Origin of the sequence: Aeromonas sp. FDAARGOS 1403 (genome assembly GCF_019047325.1) — a bacterium.
In the GTDB taxonomy this organism is placed as follows: Bacteria; Pseudomonadota; Gammaproteobacteria; order Enterobacterales; family Aeromonadaceae; genus Aeromonas; species Aeromonas dhakensis.
Window position 1 is genome coordinate 2,471,900 of sequence record NZ_CP077249.1, and the last position, 21,049, is coordinate 2,492,948.

A 21,049-nucleotide genomic window follows, 5' to 3' on the forward strand; every position below is an offset into this window, starting at 1 on the left:
AGAGCGAAGAGGCCAAATAACTAGGGAGCCTGCTTCTGGTTGAATCCCCGCCGCCCCAGCGTTAGTATTGCTCAAAGATGGCCAGAGTCCCCGTGACCCTGGCCTTTTTCATTTCTGGCCCGCCTCGTGCGGGCTTTGTCGTTTCTGGAGGGGCGATGCATGGGGAAAGAAGAAGATCTCGCGACGGCTGCGGCTGCTGCGGGGGTGGCAAAGAGCGCGCCGCCGGTGGTGGTGTCCGGCATGACGTTGGCCGGGTACTCGCTCAATGACTGGGTGCTGGCCGCCACGTTGATGTGGATAGCGGTTCAGATGATCTGGTTTATCTGGTCGAACATCATCAAGCCGCGTCGCCAGCAGGGAGGTGCAAAATGAACAAGGTCCGCATTGCCATTGCCGCGCTCAGTCTGAGCGCGGCGGGCTTTGTGGGGCTCCTGAATCGGGAGGGGTTTGAGCCGACGGCTTACCCCGACCCGGTACATGGCACCAAGCTACCCACAATAGGCTTTGGGAGTACCGAAGGGGTCAAGATGGGTGACACCATCACGCCCGTAGCCGCGGTGAACAGGAGTCTTCGGGAGGTGCGGGTGTTCGAGGATGCCCTCAAGGCATGCATCCAGGTACCACTCCACCAGTATGAGTTTGACGCCTATGTCGAGCTCTCCCACAACATCGGCCCCGGCGCCTTCTGCCGTTCCACCATCGTGAAGCGCCTGAACGATGGCGATTACCCTGGGGCCTGTGAAGCGATCCTACTGTTCAAGCGGGCCGGCAACCAGGACTGCTCGGCGCCAGGGAACCGGGTCTGCCCCGGGCTCTGGAAAGACCGGCTGCGCCTCAATGCGAAGTGCAAGGGGGAGTGATGGGTGTGACTCCGCAGAGCAAGGTGCTGCCATTCCTGGCTGGTGCCTTGGTGATAGCCGCCCTGGCCGGCGGCGGTGTGGTGCTCTATCGCTCCGGTCATGCTGCTGGGGAGGAGGGGGAGCGCAAGACCTGGGAGGCAAAGTGGAATGAAGAGGCTGCCCGCCTCGCCACAGCCAGGACCAAGGCTGAGCTGAAGGCTCGGGAGGAAGAGCAGCGCCGGCAGGCAGAAATCGATGAGGTGAGAGACCATGCACAAGAACAGATCGCCCAAGCACAAGCTGATGCCGCTGCTGCTGGCGTTGAGTCTGGCCGGCTGCGCGAGCAAGCCCGCCGCCTGGCCGCCCGAGCAAGTCAGTGCGCCAGCCATTCCAGCACTCCCCAAGGAAGCCCGGCAGCCGAACAGCCTGCCGTGGTGCTCGCCGACCTGCTCAGCCGGGCTGACGAAAGAGCGGGTGAGCTGGCAGCAGCGTATGACCGATCTCGAATATCAGGACTAGCCTGCGAGCGGGCCTATGACTCTCTGCGTACCGCAACCAAGAAACCCCGCCCATAACGGCGGGGTTTGTCTTTCTGGGGAAGGGGAGGAGGTGATGCAGATGAATTGGAACAGTGAAATGGTAAGCGGTATCGATGTGACTGGGGTTATCACCCGCGTGGAGCACTACGATGGAGCCGAGGCAGTGGTTGTCCTTTCCTCTGGTGTGTCTGTGGTAGTCGCTGCAGCCCACAAGCCGGTACCCGGCGATACCATCGTTGAAGGCGAGCTATCTATCTAAATGGCAAAGACCGACTGGGCACAGCTCAATGCAGAGTTCCTGCAGGAGCATGAAGCGACAGGCATCAGTGCGAAAGACTGGTGCAACAGCCGCGGCCTGAACTACAACTCGGCGCGTCGCTATTTGAAATCTCGGGGGCAATCATCCGAGCCCTATAAAAAATCTCGCGTAGCTGCGCAATCTGCGCATTCCGAAGTGCGCAAAACTGCGCAATCTGCGCAAAGTGCGCAAGCCAAAGGGAATGAGGCCAAGACCAAAGGGGGAGAGGGAAGAGGGGAGAAGTCATCCTCATCCACACAATCTCAGCCCGAGCCGGACCAGACCTCGAAAAACAAAGGGCGGGATGGTGCTGGCCGCTTCGTCCGAGGCGAGTATGAAGGCAACCCGAACCCGCCCGCCAACATCAAGCCCGGCATGCAGATAGCCAAGACCCACGGTGGTTATGCCAAGTTCCTCGATGCCGAGGAGTTATTCGACCAGGCCCGCGAACTCCAACTACGTGATGAGCTGGAGTTCACCCGGGCGCGCGTTATCTCTGTCACCAAGCTGCTCAAGGGGTTGCAGCAGGACCTGGTCACGGCCACTGAGATGACCGACCGGATTGCGCTCTACGACAAGATCCTGAAAGCCGAGCAAGCCCTCGACCGGAACATCCAGCGGATTGAGTCCATCGAGCGGACCCTGAGCGCCCTGATGGTTGATGCCGTTAACGTGCCCAAGATCGAGGAGGATACCCGCCGCATCCGGGCTGCGACTCGCAAGCTGACTGCCGAGGCCGACCGGCTCGAGAAGGATGGTGGCAGCGAGGCCACTCCGGTCAGCGAGATGGTTGCCGAGTTGCACAACATGGGGACTGGCGGGCTGATGAGTTAAATAAGATAATGTTGAGAATTCAGATGATGCCGGGTGGAAAATGAAATTTGAAGACCGCAATTTTTTAATTTTGTCTGCGATGATAGGGGGTGTTGTTTTTGTTGCGGCGATTTCTTTTGATAAATTTAATGCTTTCATATCTCATCCAATGGTGAGTGGCTTGTTGATTACTTTATTTGCGTCAATAGTAATACCGAAACGAATAGAAGTTGAGAGTTCCAATACTCTAAAGAAGGGCTTTTATAGTGATATTATTTACATACTGGAACGTTACAAGTTGCTGAGTTACTCAATAGCTAAATGTGCCCAAAATAGAAGCTTCGAACATAGTAGAGCTATAGGGCCAATTGAACATGGAAATGAGTCCCTATCTCTATCAAGACTAAATCAGAAACTGTCACTTACATCAAATCAGAAGGATGCATTAATAAAGTCAGAGAATGCTGTAAATATAGTCAACCTCAATCTGGCTGAAAATATTAGCAAGTTGCAGGCAAGCCTAGCCGAAGGTTTTAGTGGCGTTCATTCTGATAACAACATAAAGGCAGCATACAATGGAGTGTGTCTAATAATTTACATTCTGAGTAAAGTGGTTGAACTGGAAGAACGTCTTGTTTTGAAGGATTTTTCTCCTGAGGTTTACGTTCCACCAGTTCTTAACTTGCTATACCCTGATGATGCAAAAATGAGAGAGCGACTGTTGAAATGGCAATTATCTGAATTTCAACTAACGGAAATTATCCTGACTGAAAGTTAACCCGCTTCGGCGGGTTTTTTATTGCCTGAGATCCACCAATGACCGAACTCGACACCTCCGCCATGACTGAGCAGGAGCAGATGGCCTACATCCGCGAGAAGCTTAGCGATAAATGGTGGAGGATGAACAACCTCTACATGATCGAGAACGAGCAAGGCCAGCTGGTGCGCTTCCGGTTGCGCCCGGCGCAGGAGCTGCTGTTCAAGACCATGTGGTGGCTGAACATCATCCTCAAGGCACGTCAGCTCGGATTCTCTACGGCCATCGACATCTATCTGCTGGACGAGGCGCTGTTCAACAAGAACATCAAGTGCGGGATCATTGCCCAGGACCTGACGGCCGCCGGCGAGATCTACCGCACCAAGATTGAAGTGCCGTTCGATAACCTGCCGGGCTGGCTCAAGGCCCAGTTCAAGGTGGTGACCCGGCGCGGCGGGGCGAATGGCGGTCACATCCTGTTCCGGCATGGCTCCAGCATCCAGGTGGCTACCTCGTTCCGGTCCGGTACCGTCCAGCGCCTGCATGTCTCCGAGCACGGGAAGATTTGCGCCAAGTACCCTGAGAAGGCCAAGGAGGTGCGCACCGGTACCCTGCAGGCAATCCACCCGGGCGCCGTGGCCTTCATCGAATCAACAGCGGAGGGCGTGGGCGGCGACTTCCACGCCATGAGCATGAAGTCCCTCGAGCTGGCACGCGCCTCCGGAGAGCTCAGCCAGCTCGACTGGAAGTTCCACTTCTTCGCCTGGTGGCAAGACCCCAAGTATCGCGCCGACGTGCCGGCATCCGGCGTGGTGATGAGCAAGACCCAGGCGGAGTATTTCGCCGCGGTAGAGAAGGCGATGGATTGCACCATTACCGACGATCAGCGGCAGTGGTACGTGTTGAAAGAGTCCACTCTGGGCGCCGAGATGAAGCAAGAGTTTCCCAGCACGCCGCTGGAGGCCTTCCTGACCTCTGGGCGCCGGGTATTCGACCCCATCCATACCATGGATGCCGAGGGCGATTGCATGGCCCCGCTCATCGTCTACGACATCGACCCGGTGACCGGCAAGCGGGAGAAGGCTCGAAAGCCAGAGAAGCTGGACGAGCAGGGGCAGCGCTCCCTCGAGAACATGCTGCTGGTCTGGGAGCTGCCAGACCCCGACGAGGATTACGCCATCGGCGCCGACGTAGCGGAAGGGCTGGAGCGCGGCGACCGCTCAAGCTTCGATGTGAATGCTAAGAGCGACGGCCGGCAGGTGGCCCACTGGTTCGGGCACCTCGATCCCGGGTTGTTTGCCCAGCTGCTGGCCCACGTCGGCAGGTTCTACGGCACTGCAGAGTATGGCCCGGCCTACATCGGCCCAGAGCGCAACAACCACGGTCACGCCGTGCTGCTCAAGCTCCGTGAAATCTACCCGACCCGGCGCATCTACACCCAGGAGCACCTCGACCGGGACCGCGACGATGAGACGCCGCGCCTCGGCTGGCTCACCACTCGGCAGTCCAAGCCGATCCTGGTTGATGGCCTCAAGGCCCTGCTGCGTGCCGGGCAGTCCGGGATCCGCTGGATTGGGACCATTTCCGAAGCCACTACCTACGTCTACGACAAGAGCGGCAGCATGAACGCCCAGGACGGCTGCTACGACGACCAACTGATGAGCTACATGATTGCCCAAGAGATGCGCGCCCGAATGCCGGCCCGCATCGTCAAACCCGAAACCTCCCGCAAACCCAAGCACTGGATGGCCAACTGATGATCAACGCCCAACCCAAGGCCCCTGAGAAAGGTGGCCTCGATACCCCGCGACTGCTCAAATTGATGAGCGATATCAACGGCCAGCCTGACTGGCGCTCAATGGCGAACCGGGCTTGCGCCTACTACGACGGGGACCAACTGCCCCCTGAGGTGGTCAAGGTGCTCAAGGAGCGGGGCCAGCCCATCACCATCCACAATCTCATCGCCCCGACCATTGATGGCGTGCTGGGAATGGAGGCCAAGAGCCGCACCGATCTGATGGTGATCGCCGATGACCATGACGATGAGCTTGAGCAGCTGGCCGAGGCCGTCAATGCTGAATACGCCGACATGTGCCGCCTGGGCGGACTGGATCGTGCCCGGGGCGAGGCCTACAGCGGCCAGATAAAGACCGGCATGGGCTGGGTGGAGGTCTGCCGGCGCGATGACCCGTTCGGCCCGCGCTACAAGTTCAGCAACGTCCATCGGGACGAGGTTTATTGGGATTGGCACAGCCGGGAGCCGGACCTGAGCGACTGCCGCTGGCTGATGCGCCGCCGCTGGGTCGATCTGGATGAGGCCAAGACCATGTTCCCGAGCAAGGCTCAAGCGTTGGAGTGGGGCGTGAATGACTGGGCAGGGGTTGTCAGCTTGAGCGCCGTAGAGGGGCTCGACCCCAACCTGGTCAGCGCTTACGACGAATGGAGCCAGTTCAGCGGCAAGGAAGTTGAGTGGTGCAGCCAAGAGCGGGACCGGGTGTTGCTGCAGGTGGTCTACTACCGCACCTACACCATGCGTCAGGTGCTGATGCTCGACTCTGGCCGGGCGCTGGAGTACGACAAGACCAATCAGTTGCACTTGGCCGCGCTCGCCATGGGCCGGGCCAGGCTGGAACGCCGCCCGGTGGCCGTGATCCGGGAGTCCTGGTTTGTCGGCCCCCATCATCTGGTTGACCGTCCCTGCACTGCGCCCCACAACATGTATCCGCTGGTGCCGTTCTGGGGGTACCGGAAAGACCGCACCGGCGAGCCATACGGCCTGATTGCTCGGGCTATGCCGGCGCAAGACGAGGTCAACCTGCGGCGAATCAAGCTGACGTTCCTGCTGCAGGCCAAGCGCGTCATCATGGACAAGGACGCCACCAACATGAGCCGGGATCAGGTGCTTGAGCAGGTGGAGCGCCCGGATGGCTATATAGAGCTCAACCCGGACCGCGCCAACAAGACCAGCGTGAGCGATGCCTTCAAGGTGGAACAGGACTTCAACGTGGCGGCCCAGCAGTTCCAGGTGATGCAAGACTCGGTGAAGCTGATCCAGGACACCATGGGGGTTTATGCGGCCTTCTTGGGGCAGGGTTCAACCGGCCAGTCAGGGGTGGCCATCAGCAACCTGGTAGAGCAGGGCGCTACGACTCTTTCCGAGATCAACGACAACTACCGGATGGGTTGCCAGCAGGTGGGGCAGCTGGCTTTGGCATACCTGCTGGAGGATATGGCCAACAAGCGCAACTACAAGGTGACGGTAAACCGTGACGATCCGCGCCGGCGCAAAGCGGTGGTCCTCAACGTGGAGCAAGAAGATGGCAAGCTGACCAACGACGTGACCAGGCTGCGAGCTCATATCGCCCTGGCGCCGATCCAGCAAACCGCAGCTTACAAGCAGCAGTTGTCCGAGCGGATGACCCAGGCTATGGCCCAGTTGCCGCCAGAAGCTGCAGCAGCATGCTTTGACCTGCTGGTCGAGCTGATGGATGTACCGCGCAAGGCCGAGTTTGTAGAGCGGATCCGCAATGCCTTGAACATCCAGAAAGACCCAGAGGAAATGAACGACGAGGAGCGTGCCGCGGCAGAGCAGCAGGCCCAGCAGCAACAGATGGAGCAGGAGATGGCCATGCGCGAGATGCAGGCCAAGTTGGCCGAGTTGGAGGGCAAGGCCGCCAAGTGGCAAGCGGAGGCCCAGCGCATCACCAAGCTGACTGACTCTATCCGGTTCGAGGATGCCCTCAAGCAGGCCCAGACCGGCAAGACGCTGCAGGAGATGGAGCAGCTGGCAGCCCAGCAGGAGGCGATGCAGACTGAGCAGGCAGCCCTGCAGGCTCAGCTGCTTGAAGCAATTCAACAGCAGATTGATATGATTGAAATTTGACTGAGGTCACGCCGAAAATAATCATGTGGGCTATGTTAAAACAACTTTTTACGAAAATGGAGGTCGTATGAAGTCATTAATCTACATATCTATCATGATGTTAATTTCAGGCTGTAGCACACATGCGATACAGAATAATAATGGTGCGAAGTTAGTTGTATGGGATAGCAATCTTTCTGCTGGAGTTAGTCCTGCACCGGGTCAAAAAATGTGTATGCAACTTGCAATTACATCAGAGAATAAGCAAACGAAAAATGATGTAGTTGTGAATGATTCAGTTGCGAATTTGATTAAGGCCGGATTCCCAAGGGAGAAGGCGGAGGAGATGGTTAGAATCCAATATGAATCAATAAAGCTGTCTCAAGCAATCAATGTTTCGACAGAAAAGACGTCTTTTTTAATTGCTGGTGGGTTCTATCTCTGCCAACTCCAAATGAATGGCATGCCAAATGAAATTGTTGCTGGCTTGGCTGAAAAATGGCTTTCATATGCTTCAAATCTTGAGTCAAAGACGACAGTTACGCAAAAAGCTGAGGAAAGTAATAAGGGAACTGGAGAGCAGATAGTTACCACTAAGACCGTCACTGAGATTAAAGCACCCCAGCCAGTGCCAGTCACAATCCAAAACATCAATCCCCAAAGTGAGAGCTCTGATAATAAAGAATAGAAGCGCTTGCATAAAAGACATCGTAGCGTTAGCATTTTCACATCATGGCCCAGTCTCTCGAGATTGGGCCTTTTTGTTTGGGAAATATGACAGTAGAGCGGTACATCCTCCAGCCTGTAATATTCGATATGAGTCTACAGACTCCCGTGCTTATACCTTTTCGCCCGTATCCTGCGGGCTTTTTTATAACCAGCCTCGAGCTGGTTTTTTTGTGCCCAGCCCCAGCAGGGGAGTGCTCTTTCCGAGAGCCTTCCCCCGCTTGGGCAGCGATACCACCCACTGAAAACCCACGAGGACAACCATGGATACGAACATCGACAACCTGACCGGGACCGAAAGCCTGGACGAACTGGAAGCCATGCTGGAGGCGATCGAGCGTGAGCCCGATGCCGAGCTGGACAATGGCACTGGCACCAAGCAAACGGACGTAGAGCAACCCGCGCCGTCGGCGGGCGAGGTGGCAGCCGGTCACGAACAAGCCAGCACCGAGCAGGGCGGTGAAGGGGCCACGGAGCCTGAGAAGGTGATCCTGGCCAAGAATGGTCAACACACCATCCCGTATGAAGTGCTGGAGCAGGCACGCAATGAAGCCAAGCAGCTGCGTGAGCAGTTGGCGTTATCGCAGCAGGCCCAGGCTGAACGGGACAAACTGCAGGCGCTGATGGAGAAGCACGGGATCAACCCCGATGTGGATCCCGACGACATCAGTCAGGAGGAGCTCGAGCAGCTGGCGCAGGACTACCCGGATCTCGGCAAGTCCATCGCAGCCATTGCTCGCAAGCTCCAAAAGCTGGAGCCACAAGCAGCCCCGCAGCAGGTTCAACCCACACTCACCCCGGTGCAGGCCGCACTGCAGGCGGTACCTGATCTGGTGAGCTGGCGGGAAAAGGACCAGGACCGTTTCGACTTCGCCATCATCGTCGATGAAAAGCTCCAGGCTGACCCCGCGTGGCAAGGAAAGTCACTGGATGAGCGATTCGCAGAGGCTGCTCGTCGCACCAAGCTGGCCTTTGGTGATGCCGTGGACACCGCGCCACCCCCCGCTGAGGCACCCAGCAAGGAAGCGGAAAAGCCTACTGACCACATCCCGTCCAGTCCATCAGCCTTGGGCCAAACCCATCACGCGCCGGCTACCGGTGTTGAGCGTTATAGCGCCATGTCCCAGACCGAGCTGGTCGGGGAGTTCGGCAACATGACCGACGCCCAGATTGACGCCCTGCTGGAACAGTCCGGGCTTTAACCCACAACCCATCTATACAAGCCAACCCCGACCACTGTGTCGGGGTTTTTGTTTTCATGTAGGAGAGGATCATGACCCAAGTCACCTCGGCGCAAGCCAACAAGATTATGCAGGCCGCCCTGTTCACGACGGCCAACCGTTCCCACTCGCTGGTGAACATGCTGACCGAAGAGGCCCCCAAGGGCGCCAAAATCAACGGCGGCAAGCAGACCAGCGCCGGCGCTCCGGTGGTCCGCATCACCGATCTCAGCAAAGGGGCGGGCGATGAAGTAGATATGCAGCTGTTCCACCAACTGTCTGGCCGCCCGACCATGGGTGACAAGAAGCTGGCTGGACGTCTGGAGAGCATGTCCTTCGCCGACTTCTCGCTCAAGATCAACCAGACCCGCCATGGTGTGGATGCCGGCGGCAAGATGAGCCAGAAGCGCACCAAGCACGACTTGATCAAGACGGCTCGCGTGCTGCTGGGGGATGGCTACTACGGCCGCCTGGTTGACCAGCGCGGCTTTGCCCAGCTGGCCGGTGCTCGCGGCGATTACTTGGCAAACGACATCATCCTGCCGCCGGCTGATGATTCCGAGTTCTCGGAGATCATGATCAACCCGCTGACCGCGCCGACCTACGAGCGCCACTTCTTCGGCGGGGATGCTACCACCTTCGAAGCCATCGACGCCGCGGACCGGTTCAACCTCGGCTGCGTGGACAACATGGCGCTCTATCTGTCCGAGATGGCCAACCCCATCCAGCCGATCCGCATGGTGGCAGACCCATCAGGCGGCGAGCCGCTCTTTATGCTCTACGTCACCCCGCGTCAATGGCACGACTTTTACACCTCCAGCTCCGGTAAAGACTGGACTGCCATGCTGGCTGCGGTGGCAGAGCGCGCCAAGGGCTGGAATCACCCCATCTTCCGTGGTGAAGGTGCGATGTGGCGCGGCATCCTGGTCAAGCAGTACAAGGGCATGCCGATCCGTTTCAACCAAGGCAGCGCCGTCAAGGTGTGCGCGACCAACTCCGCAACCGGGGTGGAAGTGGACAAGATCGCTGGTACCACCATCGATCGCGCCGTACTGCTGGGCGGCCAGGCGCTGGCCAATGCCTTCGGTTCTGGCGAGCAGGGTGGCTCCTTCGGTATGCACGAAGAGAAAACCGACCACGGCAACGCGACCGAGCTCTCCATCAACTGGGTGTCCGGTTTGCAGAAGATCCGCTTCAAGCAGCGCAACGGCAACATCCAAGACCATGGCTGCATGGTGATGGATACCGCAGTGAGCCCCATCGGCCGCTAAGCCCTAAACCAGAGGGGTAAGCGCCCCCATCCCTGTTTATCAGACCCAATAAGGAGCCATGTCATGGCCAAAACTACCTTGATCGCAAAAGCGTACCGCTGGTTTGTCGGTGCGTTCGGCAACCTTTCCATCTCTCCGACTCTAGTGGCCAAGCTGGCGGCGGTACCGGCCGGCGACGTCGTCGCGTTTGGCGACAAAGTGGAGCCCAACCTGAAAGTGGTAGGGGCCACCTTCATCGCCAGTGCACTGGGGGCCAGTACCACCATCACGGCCAAGATCGGCACGACCACCATCATCAACGCTGAGAGCACGGCGACGGCAGTGGCGAAATACATCCCTGTAGACGATCTCCTGACCGAAGAGGGGCAGGAGATCAGCCTCACTGTGGCCGGTGGTGCGGCGACGGGCACGGTCAAGCTCAAACTGCACTATGAGGTGATGGGCAACCTGTAAGCGTGCTCACCTCACTATGCCCGGCCCCGCGCCGGGCTTTTTCATTTCTGGATTGGAGATATTACCGTGAGCGACAAGATTGCCGTGGTTTATATCGGCGACAAGCCGAGCAAGAAAGACACCGTCACCGGCTCCCGCCTGGTGTTCCCGCGCCACACCGCTGTTGATGTGGAGAGTCACATCGCCATGCAGTTGCTGGAGTTCCCCACTGTCTGGATCCGCCATGACGCGCTGGCAGATGAGCTGGAGCGGCAGGGGGCCATTGCCAAGGCAGAGGCCGATGAGCAGGAACGCCTTGCAGCCGAAGCTGCCCGCCTGGCCGAAGAGCAAAGCTTTGTGGTCGGCGACCGCGACCTCACCAAGATGACCAGCGCCCAGCTGGCCACTCTGGTGGAGGGAGAGGACTTGCAGGTTGAGCCGCAAGCCCCCCAAGAGAAGGTGGGCGACTACCGGCTGCGTGTGCGTGATGCGCTGAAAGACAAGCTGGCGGCTGGCCAGGAGGGGTAATCATGCAGATGGTGCCCCGCGAGCAGTTCCTGCCTACCGTCAGGCTGCACATTACTGGCCCGCTCGAGATGCTGCTGGAGGAGGCAGTGACCGAAGCGGCGATCACCTTCTGCCGTGAATCGGAGCTGATCACTCTCGATCGCCTCCTTGCCTGCGCGCCAGCCGGCAGCCTGGAGGTGGTGTGCAATGTGGACGGGGTCACCTCCTGCAATGTACTGCGCCTCACCGGAGCAGATGGCGTTCCGCTGGACTCCGGGTGTGATTACTTCGCCATCTCTGCAAATGAACTGAGCATCCTGACCGACCTCAGTGATGTGCGGATCTGGTTTGTGGCTGCTCCGGTAAAAGGTGCCAAGGAGCTGCCCGCCCAGCTTTACAACGATCACTCCGAGGCCATCGCCCACGGCGTGGCCGCGCTGCTCTATGCCCAGCCAGACCGCCCATGGTCTGACCCAAAGCGAGCAGGTTACCATCGCGCCGAGTTTGTTGAAGGGTGGCGCCGTGCCGGCCGGTTCCGCAAACAGCACAGCGCCCCGACCCAGGTCGAGTTTCAAAACCCTCCCCGTAAGCACTCATTTTTTTAAAGGACCCCCAACATGGCAACTGTTACCGTTGACTCGATCCTCAAGCGGGTAAACACCCTGCTCAACGATCGTACTTGGGTTCGTTGGCCCAAGCAGGAGCTGCTGGACTATTACAACGACGCAGCCAAGGCGATCGTCCTGATGCGTCCAGATGCTCACACCAAAAACGTGCAGTTCAGCTGCGCGGCTGGCACCAAGCAGACCCTGCCGGCTGATGCTCTGCGGCTGATCGAGGTGCTGCGAAATGCAGATGGGAAGGTGATCCGTTTCGTGCCGCGGCGTGCGCTGGATGACAGCTACCCGGATTGGCATGCTGGTAAGGATGGCATCAGTGTGGCTGCCTACACCTACGATGACCGGGACCCCAAGAATTTCTATCTTTACCCAGGCCCGGCTGCCGCTGTGAAGGTGGACGTGATCTACTCGGTGGCACCGCAATCCAAAGTGCTGACTGATGTGGAGAGCGCAGGATCCCCGGCGCTGGCCGATCTGGACGACATCTACATCAACCCGCTGATCGACTTCATCATGTATCGGGCCTTCTCGAAGGACTCGGAATACAGCGCCAACTCCAATCGCGCCGTCGGCCACTACAACGCGTATCTGCAACAGCTGGGCGAGAAAACCCAGGTGGATGCCAACATGGAGCAGCGCAAGACCGAAGGCTTCTCCCGCGTGACCGGGCAGTAAGGGGGCAGCATGGCTGGAGTGTGGAAGCGTGACGGCACCATCGCCGTCACCAAAGGGAGCAAGAAGGTAGTGGGCACCGGCACCACCTTTGCTGACCCCAAGAATGCCGCAGCAAAGGGGCACCTCTTGGTGATGGTGGTCGGTACAGCTGTAGACCTGTATGAGGTTGACTATGCAGAGTCGAACACGGTGTTTTACCTGGTCGAGGCGTATCGGGGAGAGTCAGGTACCGGGAAGGCCTATGCCATCGACACATCTCGGACTGACTCCATCCCAGAGTTTGCCCGCCGACTGAACGCCACTCTGGGGGCATATCAGCAGCAGAGTGATGCTCTCCAGGCGCTGCTGACCAGCGATGCGGCCGAGATCACGGTTACCGCTCCTGATGGCACAATCCACAAGATGATCCCGTGGAAGCGCGTGACCAGTGAAGGGGAGGGGCAGGCGGCTCGCGCCAAGGCAGAGGCTGACAAGGCTGCAGGATCAGCCGATCTGGCCGTCAATGTGGTCAGGGATTCGGCCATGCCGCTGCCGGATGTGTGGTCGCCCCTAGTTGATAGTCTGCGCCTCATCACTGGCAAGGGGAAAGAGATAAAGGTAGGAGATGATATTGTCGCCCGTCGTTGGGAGTTTGAGCGCCTGTCTCAGGCAACGGAGCGCCAGCGAGATGGCAAGCTGCGTTTAGTTGCCAATAGCGAGCCTCGTTTTGATAATGGGGCTCTCGTTAAGGAACGGGGCTCAACTAATCTGTACTTTCCCCATGATGGTTCTGTTGGTTGCAGTGCTGTTCGTGGGAGTGTCGTTATGTCTGCTGGTGCGGGGCTGCTTGGTGAGACTCAAACCCTAAAGCTGATTGAGGATACAACCAGCGGATCCCATTACCTTTGGGGTAAAAATACAGGAGGCTTTACCGTTGGCGAGGAAGTATCGATCACGGTTGAGCTGATCCCGCGCAAAGCGGGCATCACGTCACTCCAACTCGGATGTAACCAGTTCAATGACGTGAAGGCTACATTCCCGGTTTCGGCAGCTTCTATCGGAAAGCCAATCCTAATTAGCCACAAATCCACGCTGAATGCGACGAATGTCATTCCCTATGTGTGGCCATTGCTAGATGGGAATCTGAACTGGCAAGGTGATGGGTCAACCCTGCTGGAAGTCCTCTCCATTCAGGTGGAGAGAGGGCCTTCTACCTCCCTGATACCAACAACAACCGCAGCAGCGACAAGGGCCGTCGAGCGCGTCTGGCTACCAGGTCCGCAGAATGACCCAGGCTATGGGAAAAGCCGGACATATGCGATTGAGTTCGAAGTGATCAGCGCCGCGACAACAGGGTATATCCCGCTTTTTTGCAATGGTGTATTCCCAACCCGCCACTTTGTTGACTGCTGGAACAATGGGACGCTCAGGGCATCAAATGACAATGTTTCAGCCGTGCCAGCCACTGCACCGCAGTTGGCAAAGCGGAACATTGTGGCTATATCGTTCGACTATGACGGCGGCTTCATCGCATACAGCCTGAACGGCGGCCCTGTAGTTAAGTCCCCCACGCCATGTGTTGTAAACCCGACTCAGCCAGAGGTCGCGTTTGAAAGATTGGAACTCGGTGCCAGGGGCGCGTGGTCGCACGAATGCAGTATTCGGGTTCGCAATTTCCGCCAGTGGAATCGCCCGTCCTCTGATGCGCAACTCAGGGCCATCAAATGACCCGCCACTACTGCACGGGGCTTGGCTCCGTTTCTTCTGGCACCAACAGCTGCTGCCAGCAGCATGACAAGGACTATGGCGCCAAAGGCACGGTATCCCGCGCCGAGGCTGACCTGCGCCTGCGCCAGTGCATGATTGCCCAAGGCAAGCCGGTACTGGCTTGGCTGTTTTGGGTCGCCTGCCGCCTTGGTGGTTGGTATTTCTGGAAGGACAAGACTCATGACCATGATTGATCTCTACCTCAAGGCTGGCAGCAAGTCGGCCATGACACTGGCCCTCAAGACAGCGGGCTTTAGCCAGGATCCCGAGAGTGGGGAGCTCTATAATCAGGATGCGGCGCTCGATGTGATCGGCACCATCTACCAGCCAACTGGCGAAACCATGGTGGTTGAGGGGGAGGAGGTGCAGGTGATGGCACCAGTCCCCGGGTACCACGTCAATGTGCGCACCAAATCGGAAGCAATGGCCGCGGCCCTCGATGCCCAGCGAACTTACCCCGAAACGCCTGTGAGGGTGTGGGCCTGAGCCCAGTGCTTGCCTCCTCGCTCGGCCGGCGTTAGGATTTACCCATCATGGCCCTGCTCTCACGAGTGGGGCCTTTTCATTTCTGCCTCCCTGAGATCCCCATGCCCGTAATCGATATCGTCACCATGCGAGGGACTATGCCGCGCGTGGAGCCACACCTATTGTCTGATGAAGTCGCGGTGATTGCCTGTGACTGTCATTTTGACCATGGCGTTATCTCTCCGCTGGAGGATGATGCCAGCGCCGGGGTTGAGCTGCCGATCGTACCAACCACGTTGCTTCACTATGGCCAGCATTGGCTTGCATGGAACAAAGTGGTCGAGGCGATGCGCTCCCCGATCGCTCAGGACCCCTATGGCCGGGTTTACTACACCGACGGCGAATACCCCAAGGTCACTCATGCCCAGATTGCGACTGGTGGGGCCAACAAGCCAACGGCGTGGTACCGCCTTGGCATACCGGCCCCAGGAGTGCCTGTCGGCATCAGCGCCATTACGCCGCCGAACGGTGGTGTCGATGATGACCCTATCGATGACGAAACCCGCTTCTACGTTGACACCTTCGTCAGTGCGATGGGAGAGGAGGGACCACCGGGGCCGGTGAGCGGGAAAGCCACAATCACAATCCCTGGCTCGTCAGTGACACTGGCGCTGACACCTCCGACAGCCCAGAACAGCAACATCACCAAGCGTCGCGTCTACCGGTCGGTGTCAGGCGGCGGGGTGGCGGACTACCTGCTTGTTGCCGAGCTGCCGATCGCTCAAGCGTCTTTCGTTGATAACCGAGCTGATGGGGAGCTGGGCGCCGTGCTGGAGACTTACGGCTACACCATGCCGCCCGATGGCCTGCGCGGCCTGTGCCAGATGGCAAACGGCATGTGTGCCGGTTTTGCGGGTAACTCGCTGTACCTCTGCGAGCCCTATCTCCCTTACGCCTGGCCGGAGAAGTACCGGCTGACCACAGAGCACGACATCGTTGCGATCGCTGCAATTGATACCACGTTGGTGATCGGCACCAAGGGCTACCCCTATCTGGCTCAGGGGGTAAGCCCTGCCTCTGCAACCACCCAGAAGTTGAGCCAGCTGCCACAGGCCTGCATCAGTGGGCGCTCCATGGTAGCGATGGATGGAGTGGTGTTGTACGCCTCTCCTGACGGGCTTGTTGGTGTTGGTGCCAACGGTGGACAGGTAGTTACGGAGCAGGTGATCACCCGCAGGCAGTGGCGTGCCATGAAGCCCGAAACCATCCGGGCATGGCATCACGAAGGCAAGTATGTGGCCTTGACGGACACCCATGGCTTCATCTTTGACCCCAAAAGCGGCGATATCCGAGAGCTGACAAACCGCTGGGATGCTGCCGTTTCTGATATGGAGAGCGACTCCCTCTATGTCGCAAAGGGGCGAAATCTACACATTTGGCGTGGCGGCAGCGATTACAACGCAGAGTACAGATGGCGATCAAAGCTGTTCATGTTACCGGATGGGGCATCCTTCAGTTGCTGCCGAGTTCAGGCTAAAGATGTGGCGAAGGTTGGGCTCAAGCTCTTCGTTGATGGGGAGCAACTGATGGAACTGTCGCCTGGCAATCTGGTACCGGGGGCATTCCGGCTGCCGCCGGCGCGTGGTCGCATGTGGCAGGTGGAGGTATTTGGCAACTCGGTGGTTTACAGGATCACCCTCACGAGCAGCATGGCGGAGATGGTGAGCTGATGGCTACGAAACCAGCCTATCGTGCCGGCCGGGATCCGGCGGCCACATCGGAAAACGTGGAACTGTTGACCGGTCAGCGTGGCGATCGCCTCGACAAGGCGGTTACCCATAGGGAGTTGGCTGCCCTTGGGCTGTCTAAGCTGCGCCCTGGCGCAGGCGGCGTTTATGTTCCAGGCAAGAATCCAGACCTTTTCCCGCCTGGCCAAATGGAGTTTCCGCATGCTCCTGTCAACGTGGTCGCCAATGGCGCGTTTCACACAGTCCTGGTGGAGTGGGATCCGCCCCGGTATCGGGGGCATGCTCACGCCGAGATATGGCGAGCTGAGAGCGACAACCAAGCTGACGCCACCTTGGTGGGTACGGCGTCGGCCAACCTCTTCTCTGACGCGATTGGTAAAGGTGCAAAGTTTTACTACTGGGTGCGCTTCGTCAATGGCAAGGATGACCGTGGGCCTTTCCAGGGCGTGCAGGGTGTTGAAGCAGAGACAAGCCGTGATGTGCAGGACATCCTTGATGAGCTGCAGGGCAAGATAGAAAAAAGCCACCTGGTGCAGGAGCTGCTCAAGCCTATTGAGGGGGTTCCGCAGCTACAGCTTGAAGTCTCGATTCTGAAACCGAAGGTCGATGAAATCGAGGTTATCCGTCCCAAGGTCACTGCCATTGAGGACAAGATCCCCAGCATTGAGCAGGAGCTGGCCGGGCTGGATGCGCGGCAGAAGGTTGCACAAGATCTGCTAGACGATGCCCAGCAGCAGCTTGGAATGTCGAGCATTGAGATCGGATTAGTGCAGGATCGCCTTAATGCAAAGCTCGACAAGTACAAGGGTGACTTTGACTCGTTCCGAGACGCTGTGTTTATCGTCGATCCGGAAAATGGCAGCATCACGATGGATGCTGTCAATGCTGTTCGAGACGAGCTGCATACCTCCATTACCGAAGTTCACCAAGGGCTGGATGCCGTCGCCGGCCAAATCTCCAGCAAGGCGGACAATGTGACCGTTGATGGCCAGGGAAAACGCATCACCGAGGCAGAGCAGCGCATCAATGGCCTCGATGCCAGCCTGAGCCAGACGGTGACCAAGGGGGAGTTCACCGACGCGCAGAAGAAGGTCACCGAGATTGGGCAAGAACTCAACGCCACCAAAGGGGAGTTGAGCCAGAAGGCGACACAGCAGGAGGTGGATGAGCAGGGTGAACGGCTGGCTAACGCCGAAAGCAAGCTGACGGTTCATACAGACGAACTTTCCAGTCAGGCGCAGCGCATTGATGGGTTGGTGGCGCAGGTCACGCAGGGAGATGAAACCCTGCGTGCCAGCATCACTGAATTGGCTCGCGTGACTGCAGAGAGCGATCAGGTCACTGCCCAGCGGGTCAGTGGACTCGAGGTGCGGGCTGGGACTTCTGAGGCGAAGATCCAAGCACTTGAGGAGATCATCGAGGATGATGGCGGTATTACGGCTGGTCGCTTTGACTCCATTGTCGCAGAGCTTGATCTGCAGCGCGGTCAAGATAATGACAATGCATCTGCCAGCATAGATGGCGCCCTGTCTGGTGATGAGCGGGATCGAGAGAACAGGAAGGCATTTGGCTCCATTCGTAACGAGCAGAAGGTGATCCTGACTGAGCAGCAGGCTCAGGCCCAGCGCATCACTGACATGAATGTGAAGTTTGAAGCGAAGGATGCCACCACACAAGCCAGGATCTCGTCGGTAGAGAAGGTTGTCTCTGATGCCGATTCGGCACTAGCGCAGCGCATTGATAACGTAACGACGGAGTTCAAGGCGGCCGATGCGCAGGCAAATGCCGATATCAAAGCGCTGGCGCAATCGAGCGCGTCTGCCGATGAGGCGCTGACTCTCCGGCAGGATAAGCTGGCCGCTAAGCTGTCCACGACCACCGCAGAGCTTACCGCAAGCATCACCAGCGAGGAGTCGGCCCGGGTCACCGCTGATGAGGCGATATCGAAACGGGTAAGCGAGGTGGAAGCCCATTTTGGCGGCGAGCTTGATGGAGCCAACGCAAAGATTGCGGCAGAGGCACAGGCAAGGGCAACCAAGGATGAGGCGCTTGCCCTGCAGATCAACACTGTCGTTGCTGCATTCAAGGCCGCCGATACAGCTCTGTCTGCATCACTGTCGGAGTCGAGCAAGGCCCTGGCAGATGCCGACAGAGCACTTGGTGAGCGGATCAGCGCCACTGATGCAAAAGTCGGGGAGAACACTGCCAGCATTACCGAACTGCAGCGCGTGGTGGTCAGCAATGAAGAATCGCTAAGCCAGCGTCAGGACAAGATGGAATCCGAGGTTGAAGTCGGGGCCATCAGCCAGGTTGAAGGCGCGCTTGCCGGCGATGAGCGAGACAGGGAGAACCGGAAGGCTCGAGGCGCCATCCTCCAGCAACAGAGTACGTTGGCTAACCAGCAGGAAGCGCAAGCAAGAACGGTGGAGCAACTGACGGCCGAGTTCGGTGCTACCAGTGCAGACCTCAAGGCGCAAATCACCAATGAGCAAGTCGTTCGGTCCACGGCAGATGAGGCCATATCTCAGCGGATCAGCGTTGTTGATGCGGAGTTCAAGGCTGCTGACAAGGCCACCAATGCCGCTATAGCTGATGAGGTCAGGTCGAGAAGCGATGCGGATAGCGCTCTTGCTGAGCGTTTATCTACGCTCGATGCCGAATTCAAGGGGGCTGAGCAGGAGCTGGCTGCCAGCATTGACGAGGTTTCCAGGGTCAGCGCTCAAGCCAGTCAAGCACTCTCCGAACGGCTAAGCCAGGTGAAAGCTACCGCTGAATCGGCAGGCAACGCCGCCACTGGGGCTCAGGCTAGTGCCGACCAAGCCGGTCAAGGTGTCGCGAAAAATACCGCCGCAATCAACAGTGAGGCCAAGGCAAGGGCTGATGCAGACTCATCATTGGCCAGTCAGATCCAGCAGGTGACCGCCGACTATAAAGGGGCTGATGAGCGCCTGACTGCCCAGATTACCGAAGAGTCTACGGCTCGGGCCAACGCAGTACAGTCGCTGGCCAGCCAGATAAACACGGTTTCCGCCGTCGCCGGCAGCAAGAACAAGACATTCTTCCAAGCCACTGCACCAGGTACTGGCATGGGCACGGGCGACCTGTGGTTTGACACTGCCAATAACAACCGGCCATACCGTTACAGCGGGACTGCGTGGGTGGCTACCGATGACCCACGTATTGCAGCAAACGCAGCTGCTGTCCAACTGCAGAGCAAGGCGATTGCCGACCTGCAGAACGGCGCCCAGGCGATGTGGACGGCAAAAGCCACTGCCGGGCAAATCACTGCCGGGATCGGCCTGATTGCCAAGTCAGATGGTACTAGCCAAGTTGCCCTCTCCGCTAGCCAGGTGTTCGTGTTCAATCCCAACAGCTCCACACCCATGGCGCCGCTGTTCGCCATCGACAATGGGCAGGTGGTCATTGCCGAGGCCATCATCCGCAAGGCAACCATCCAGATCCTGACCTCGGAGAAGATCACCGCCGACTGCATCAAAGCTGGGGTGAGTATCAGCTCTCCGCTGATCAATGGCGGCCAGATCGATATGGGTAACGCCTTCATGGCTGGCGGGGCTGCAGGATTTGGCAAGGGTGGGCCATATGGAGGGTGGGGGTGGGGCTGGCACACGATCATTTATAGCGATGGAGGTTTGTTTACTAACCGATTGACCGCCCAAGGTGGGCGCATCGACAACATGACGATCGGCAACTGTACGATAGATCAGAACTGCATCGTGCATGGGACAGTTTATGCTGAGCGAATAGTTGGCGACGTGGCAGCTATTAAGTCGCTATACATGCAGCAACCAAGCGGTCCATTCAGTATGTTCTTTAACGTCGTCCCAGCAAATTTTGCCAGGGGGATTATCGTCACCGGAATAAATATCAAAGCGGAGGGATATTACTACGGCAGTGGTGGGCAGCCGTCGGAGGGCACCCGCACCTGCACGGTAGTATTTTACATGAACGGCGTGGAGTTCGGCCGAGAATCCGTTTCGGCGAAAGGCGGCTCAAGGAAAGACTCTGCAACAGCCAGTGCATCAGTTACGCTTCCGGCCGGTGTCTATGGGAAATTTCAAGTCTCTGTACTTGGTGACGTCTCTGTCTCCCTTACTGGGGCCGTGGCAATGGTGTTCAAGAATGGCAGCGCTACCTTTGGCTAAGACAGTACAACATATCAACCGCATCGCCAGCGATACCGGCAACCCTAGACTATCAGCCGAGCTGCAAGACGCCATCCGTAACCGGGTGGCGTTTTTGTTTGTGCGCGGCGCTGATGGGTTTGTTCTGAAGCCAGTTGTCGAATTAGGCATAACTGGGGTCATGGTGTGGGTTGGATGGGGTGATGGTGGGGCGCCAGAGCGTCACTTGCCAGAGGTGAAGCGGTTAGCCCGCATGGTTGGCGCCCGTTGGCTTCGTTTCCATTCGGCGCGCAAGGGGTGGCTCAAGGTCGCACCAAGAATGGGGTGGCTGCGTCAGCCAGATGATGCTGACGGCCTGTTTGTTTTTCAGATCAACCTTTGAGGTGAGG

Annotated in this window: 21 protein-coding genes; all 21 read left to right on the forward strand. The window is 58.2% G+C overall.

Features of this window, described 5'->3' with window-relative positions; all coding sequences use genetic code 11:
- The first annotated feature begins 159 nt into the window (after positions 1 to 159).
- Positions 160 to 372, forward strand: coding sequence for a hypothetical protein (locus I6L33_RS11780; RefSeq protein WP_060389365.1), 213 nt, complete (start codon positions 160 to 162; stop codon positions 370 to 372).
- Entirely contained in the window at positions 369 to 860 is a 492-nt protein-coding gene (locus I6L33_RS11785) for a lysozyme (RefSeq protein ID WP_216972559.1), read from the forward strand. The genes I6L33_RS11780 and I6L33_RS11785 overlap by 4 nt, the downstream gene beginning before the upstream one ends.
- Positions 860 to 1,414 (forward strand): DUF2514 domain-containing protein, encoded by a 555-nt coding sequence (locus I6L33_RS11790; protein ID WP_216972560.1) that lies wholly within the window; start codon positions 860 to 862, stop codon positions 1,412 to 1,414. The genes I6L33_RS11785 and I6L33_RS11790 overlap by 1 nt, the downstream gene beginning before the upstream one ends.
- Positions 1,415 to 1,457: 43 nt before the next feature.
- Positions 1,458 to 1,637, forward strand: a complete 180-nt coding sequence (locus I6L33_RS11795; protein WP_254204924.1) for a hypothetical protein — start codon at positions 1,458 to 1,460, stop codon at positions 1,635 to 1,637.
- Complete coding sequence (locus I6L33_RS11800) at positions 1,638 to 2,510, forward strand: terminase (RefSeq protein ID WP_216972562.1); 873 nt, start codon at positions 1,638 to 1,640, stop codon at positions 2,508 to 2,510. It begins immediately after the preceding gene.
- Between the two features lie 40 nt (positions 2,511 to 2,550).
- Positions 2,551 to 3,267, forward strand: coding sequence for a hypothetical protein (locus I6L33_RS11805; RefSeq protein ID WP_216972563.1), 717 nt, complete (start codon positions 2,551 to 2,553; stop codon positions 3,265 to 3,267).
- A 38-nt stretch (positions 3,268 to 3,305) separates the two neighbouring features.
- Entirely contained in the window at positions 3,306 to 5,003 is a 1,698-nt protein-coding gene (locus tag I6L33_RS11810; RefSeq protein WP_216972564.1) for a terminase, read from the forward strand.
- Positions 5,003 to 7,129, forward strand: a complete 2,127-nt coding sequence (locus I6L33_RS11815; protein WP_216972565.1) for an OmpH family outer membrane protein — start codon at positions 5,003 to 5,005, stop codon at positions 7,127 to 7,129. Before I6L33_RS11810 ends, I6L33_RS11815 begins: the two co-directional genes overlap by 1 nt.
- A gap of 67 nt (positions 7,130 to 7,196) precedes the next feature.
- Positions 7,197 to 7,796 (forward strand): hypothetical protein, encoded by a 600-nt coding sequence (locus tag I6L33_RS11820; RefSeq protein ID WP_216972566.1) that lies wholly within the window; start codon positions 7,197 to 7,199, stop codon positions 7,794 to 7,796.
- A gap of 301 nt (positions 7,797 to 8,097) precedes the next feature.
- Positions 8,098 to 9,036: a hypothetical protein gene (locus tag I6L33_RS11825; protein WP_216972567.1), complete on the forward strand. Its 939-nt coding sequence runs from the start codon at positions 8,098 to 8,100 to the stop codon at positions 9,034 to 9,036.
- A 71-nt stretch (positions 9,037 to 9,107) separates the two neighbouring features.
- Positions 9,108 to 10,325 carry a DUF4043 family protein gene (locus tag I6L33_RS11830; RefSeq protein ID WP_211050867.1) on the forward strand — a complete coding sequence of 406 codons (1,218 nt, stop codon included), beginning with the start codon at positions 9,108 to 9,110 and terminating at the stop codon, positions 10,323 to 10,325.
- A gap of 63 nt (positions 10,326 to 10,388) precedes the next feature.
- Positions 10,389 to 10,778 carry a hypothetical protein gene (locus I6L33_RS11835; protein WP_206817348.1) on the forward strand — a complete coding sequence of 130 codons (390 nt, stop codon included), beginning with the start codon at positions 10,389 to 10,391 and terminating at the stop codon, positions 10,776 to 10,778.
- A 66-nt stretch (positions 10,779 to 10,844) separates the two neighbouring features.
- Positions 10,845 to 11,285, forward strand: a complete 441-nt coding sequence (locus tag I6L33_RS11840) for a hypothetical protein (RefSeq protein WP_045789822.1) — start codon at positions 10,845 to 10,847, stop codon at positions 11,283 to 11,285.
- A 2-nt stretch (positions 11,286 to 11,287) separates the two neighbouring features.
- A complete protein-coding gene (locus I6L33_RS11845; RefSeq protein ID WP_216972568.1) occupies positions 11,288 to 11,869 on the forward strand; it encodes a hypothetical protein in 582 nt (193 codons plus the stop codon).
- Between the two features lie 12 nt (positions 11,870 to 11,881).
- On the forward strand, positions 11,882 to 12,559 hold the full coding sequence (locus I6L33_RS11850) for a DUF6682 family protein (protein ID WP_216972569.1): 678 nt from the start codon (positions 11,882 to 11,884) through the stop codon (positions 12,557 to 12,559).
- Between the two features lie 9 nt (positions 12,560 to 12,568).
- A complete protein-coding gene (locus I6L33_RS11855; RefSeq protein WP_216972570.1) occupies positions 12,569 to 14,266 on the forward strand; it encodes a hypothetical protein in 1,698 nt (565 codons plus the stop codon).
- The gene (locus tag I6L33_RS11860; RefSeq protein WP_216972571.1) at positions 14,263 to 14,499 is read left to right on the forward strand and encodes a DUF1353 domain-containing protein; all 237 of its coding nucleotides are present in this window, start codon (positions 14,263 to 14,265) and stop codon (positions 14,497 to 14,499) included. The genes I6L33_RS11855 and I6L33_RS11860 overlap by 4 nt, the downstream gene beginning before the upstream one ends.
- Positions 14,486 to 14,791 carry a hypothetical protein gene (locus I6L33_RS11865; RefSeq protein WP_216972572.1) on the forward strand — a complete coding sequence of 102 codons (306 nt, stop codon included), beginning with the start codon at positions 14,486 to 14,488 and terminating at the stop codon, positions 14,789 to 14,791. The genes I6L33_RS11860 and I6L33_RS11865 overlap by 14 nt, the downstream gene beginning before the upstream one ends.
- Before the next feature lie 101 nt (positions 14,792 to 14,892).
- The gene (locus tag I6L33_RS11870; RefSeq protein WP_162901899.1) at positions 14,893 to 16,500 is read left to right on the forward strand and encodes a hypothetical protein; all 1,608 of its coding nucleotides are present in this window, start codon (positions 14,893 to 14,895) and stop codon (positions 16,498 to 16,500) included.
- Positions 16,500 to 20,681: a DUF1983 domain-containing protein gene (locus I6L33_RS11875; protein ID WP_216972573.1), complete on the forward strand. Its 4,182-nt coding sequence runs from the start codon at positions 16,500 to 16,502 to the stop codon at positions 20,679 to 20,681. Before I6L33_RS11870 ends, I6L33_RS11875 begins: the two co-directional genes overlap by 1 nt.
- On the forward strand, positions 20,659 to 21,042 hold the full coding sequence (locus I6L33_RS11880; protein ID WP_216972574.1) for a hypothetical protein: 384 nt from the start codon (positions 20,659 to 20,661) through the stop codon (positions 21,040 to 21,042). Before I6L33_RS11875 ends, I6L33_RS11880 begins: the two co-directional genes overlap by 23 nt.
- The last annotated feature ends 7 nt before the right edge of the window (positions 21,043 to 21,049 follow it).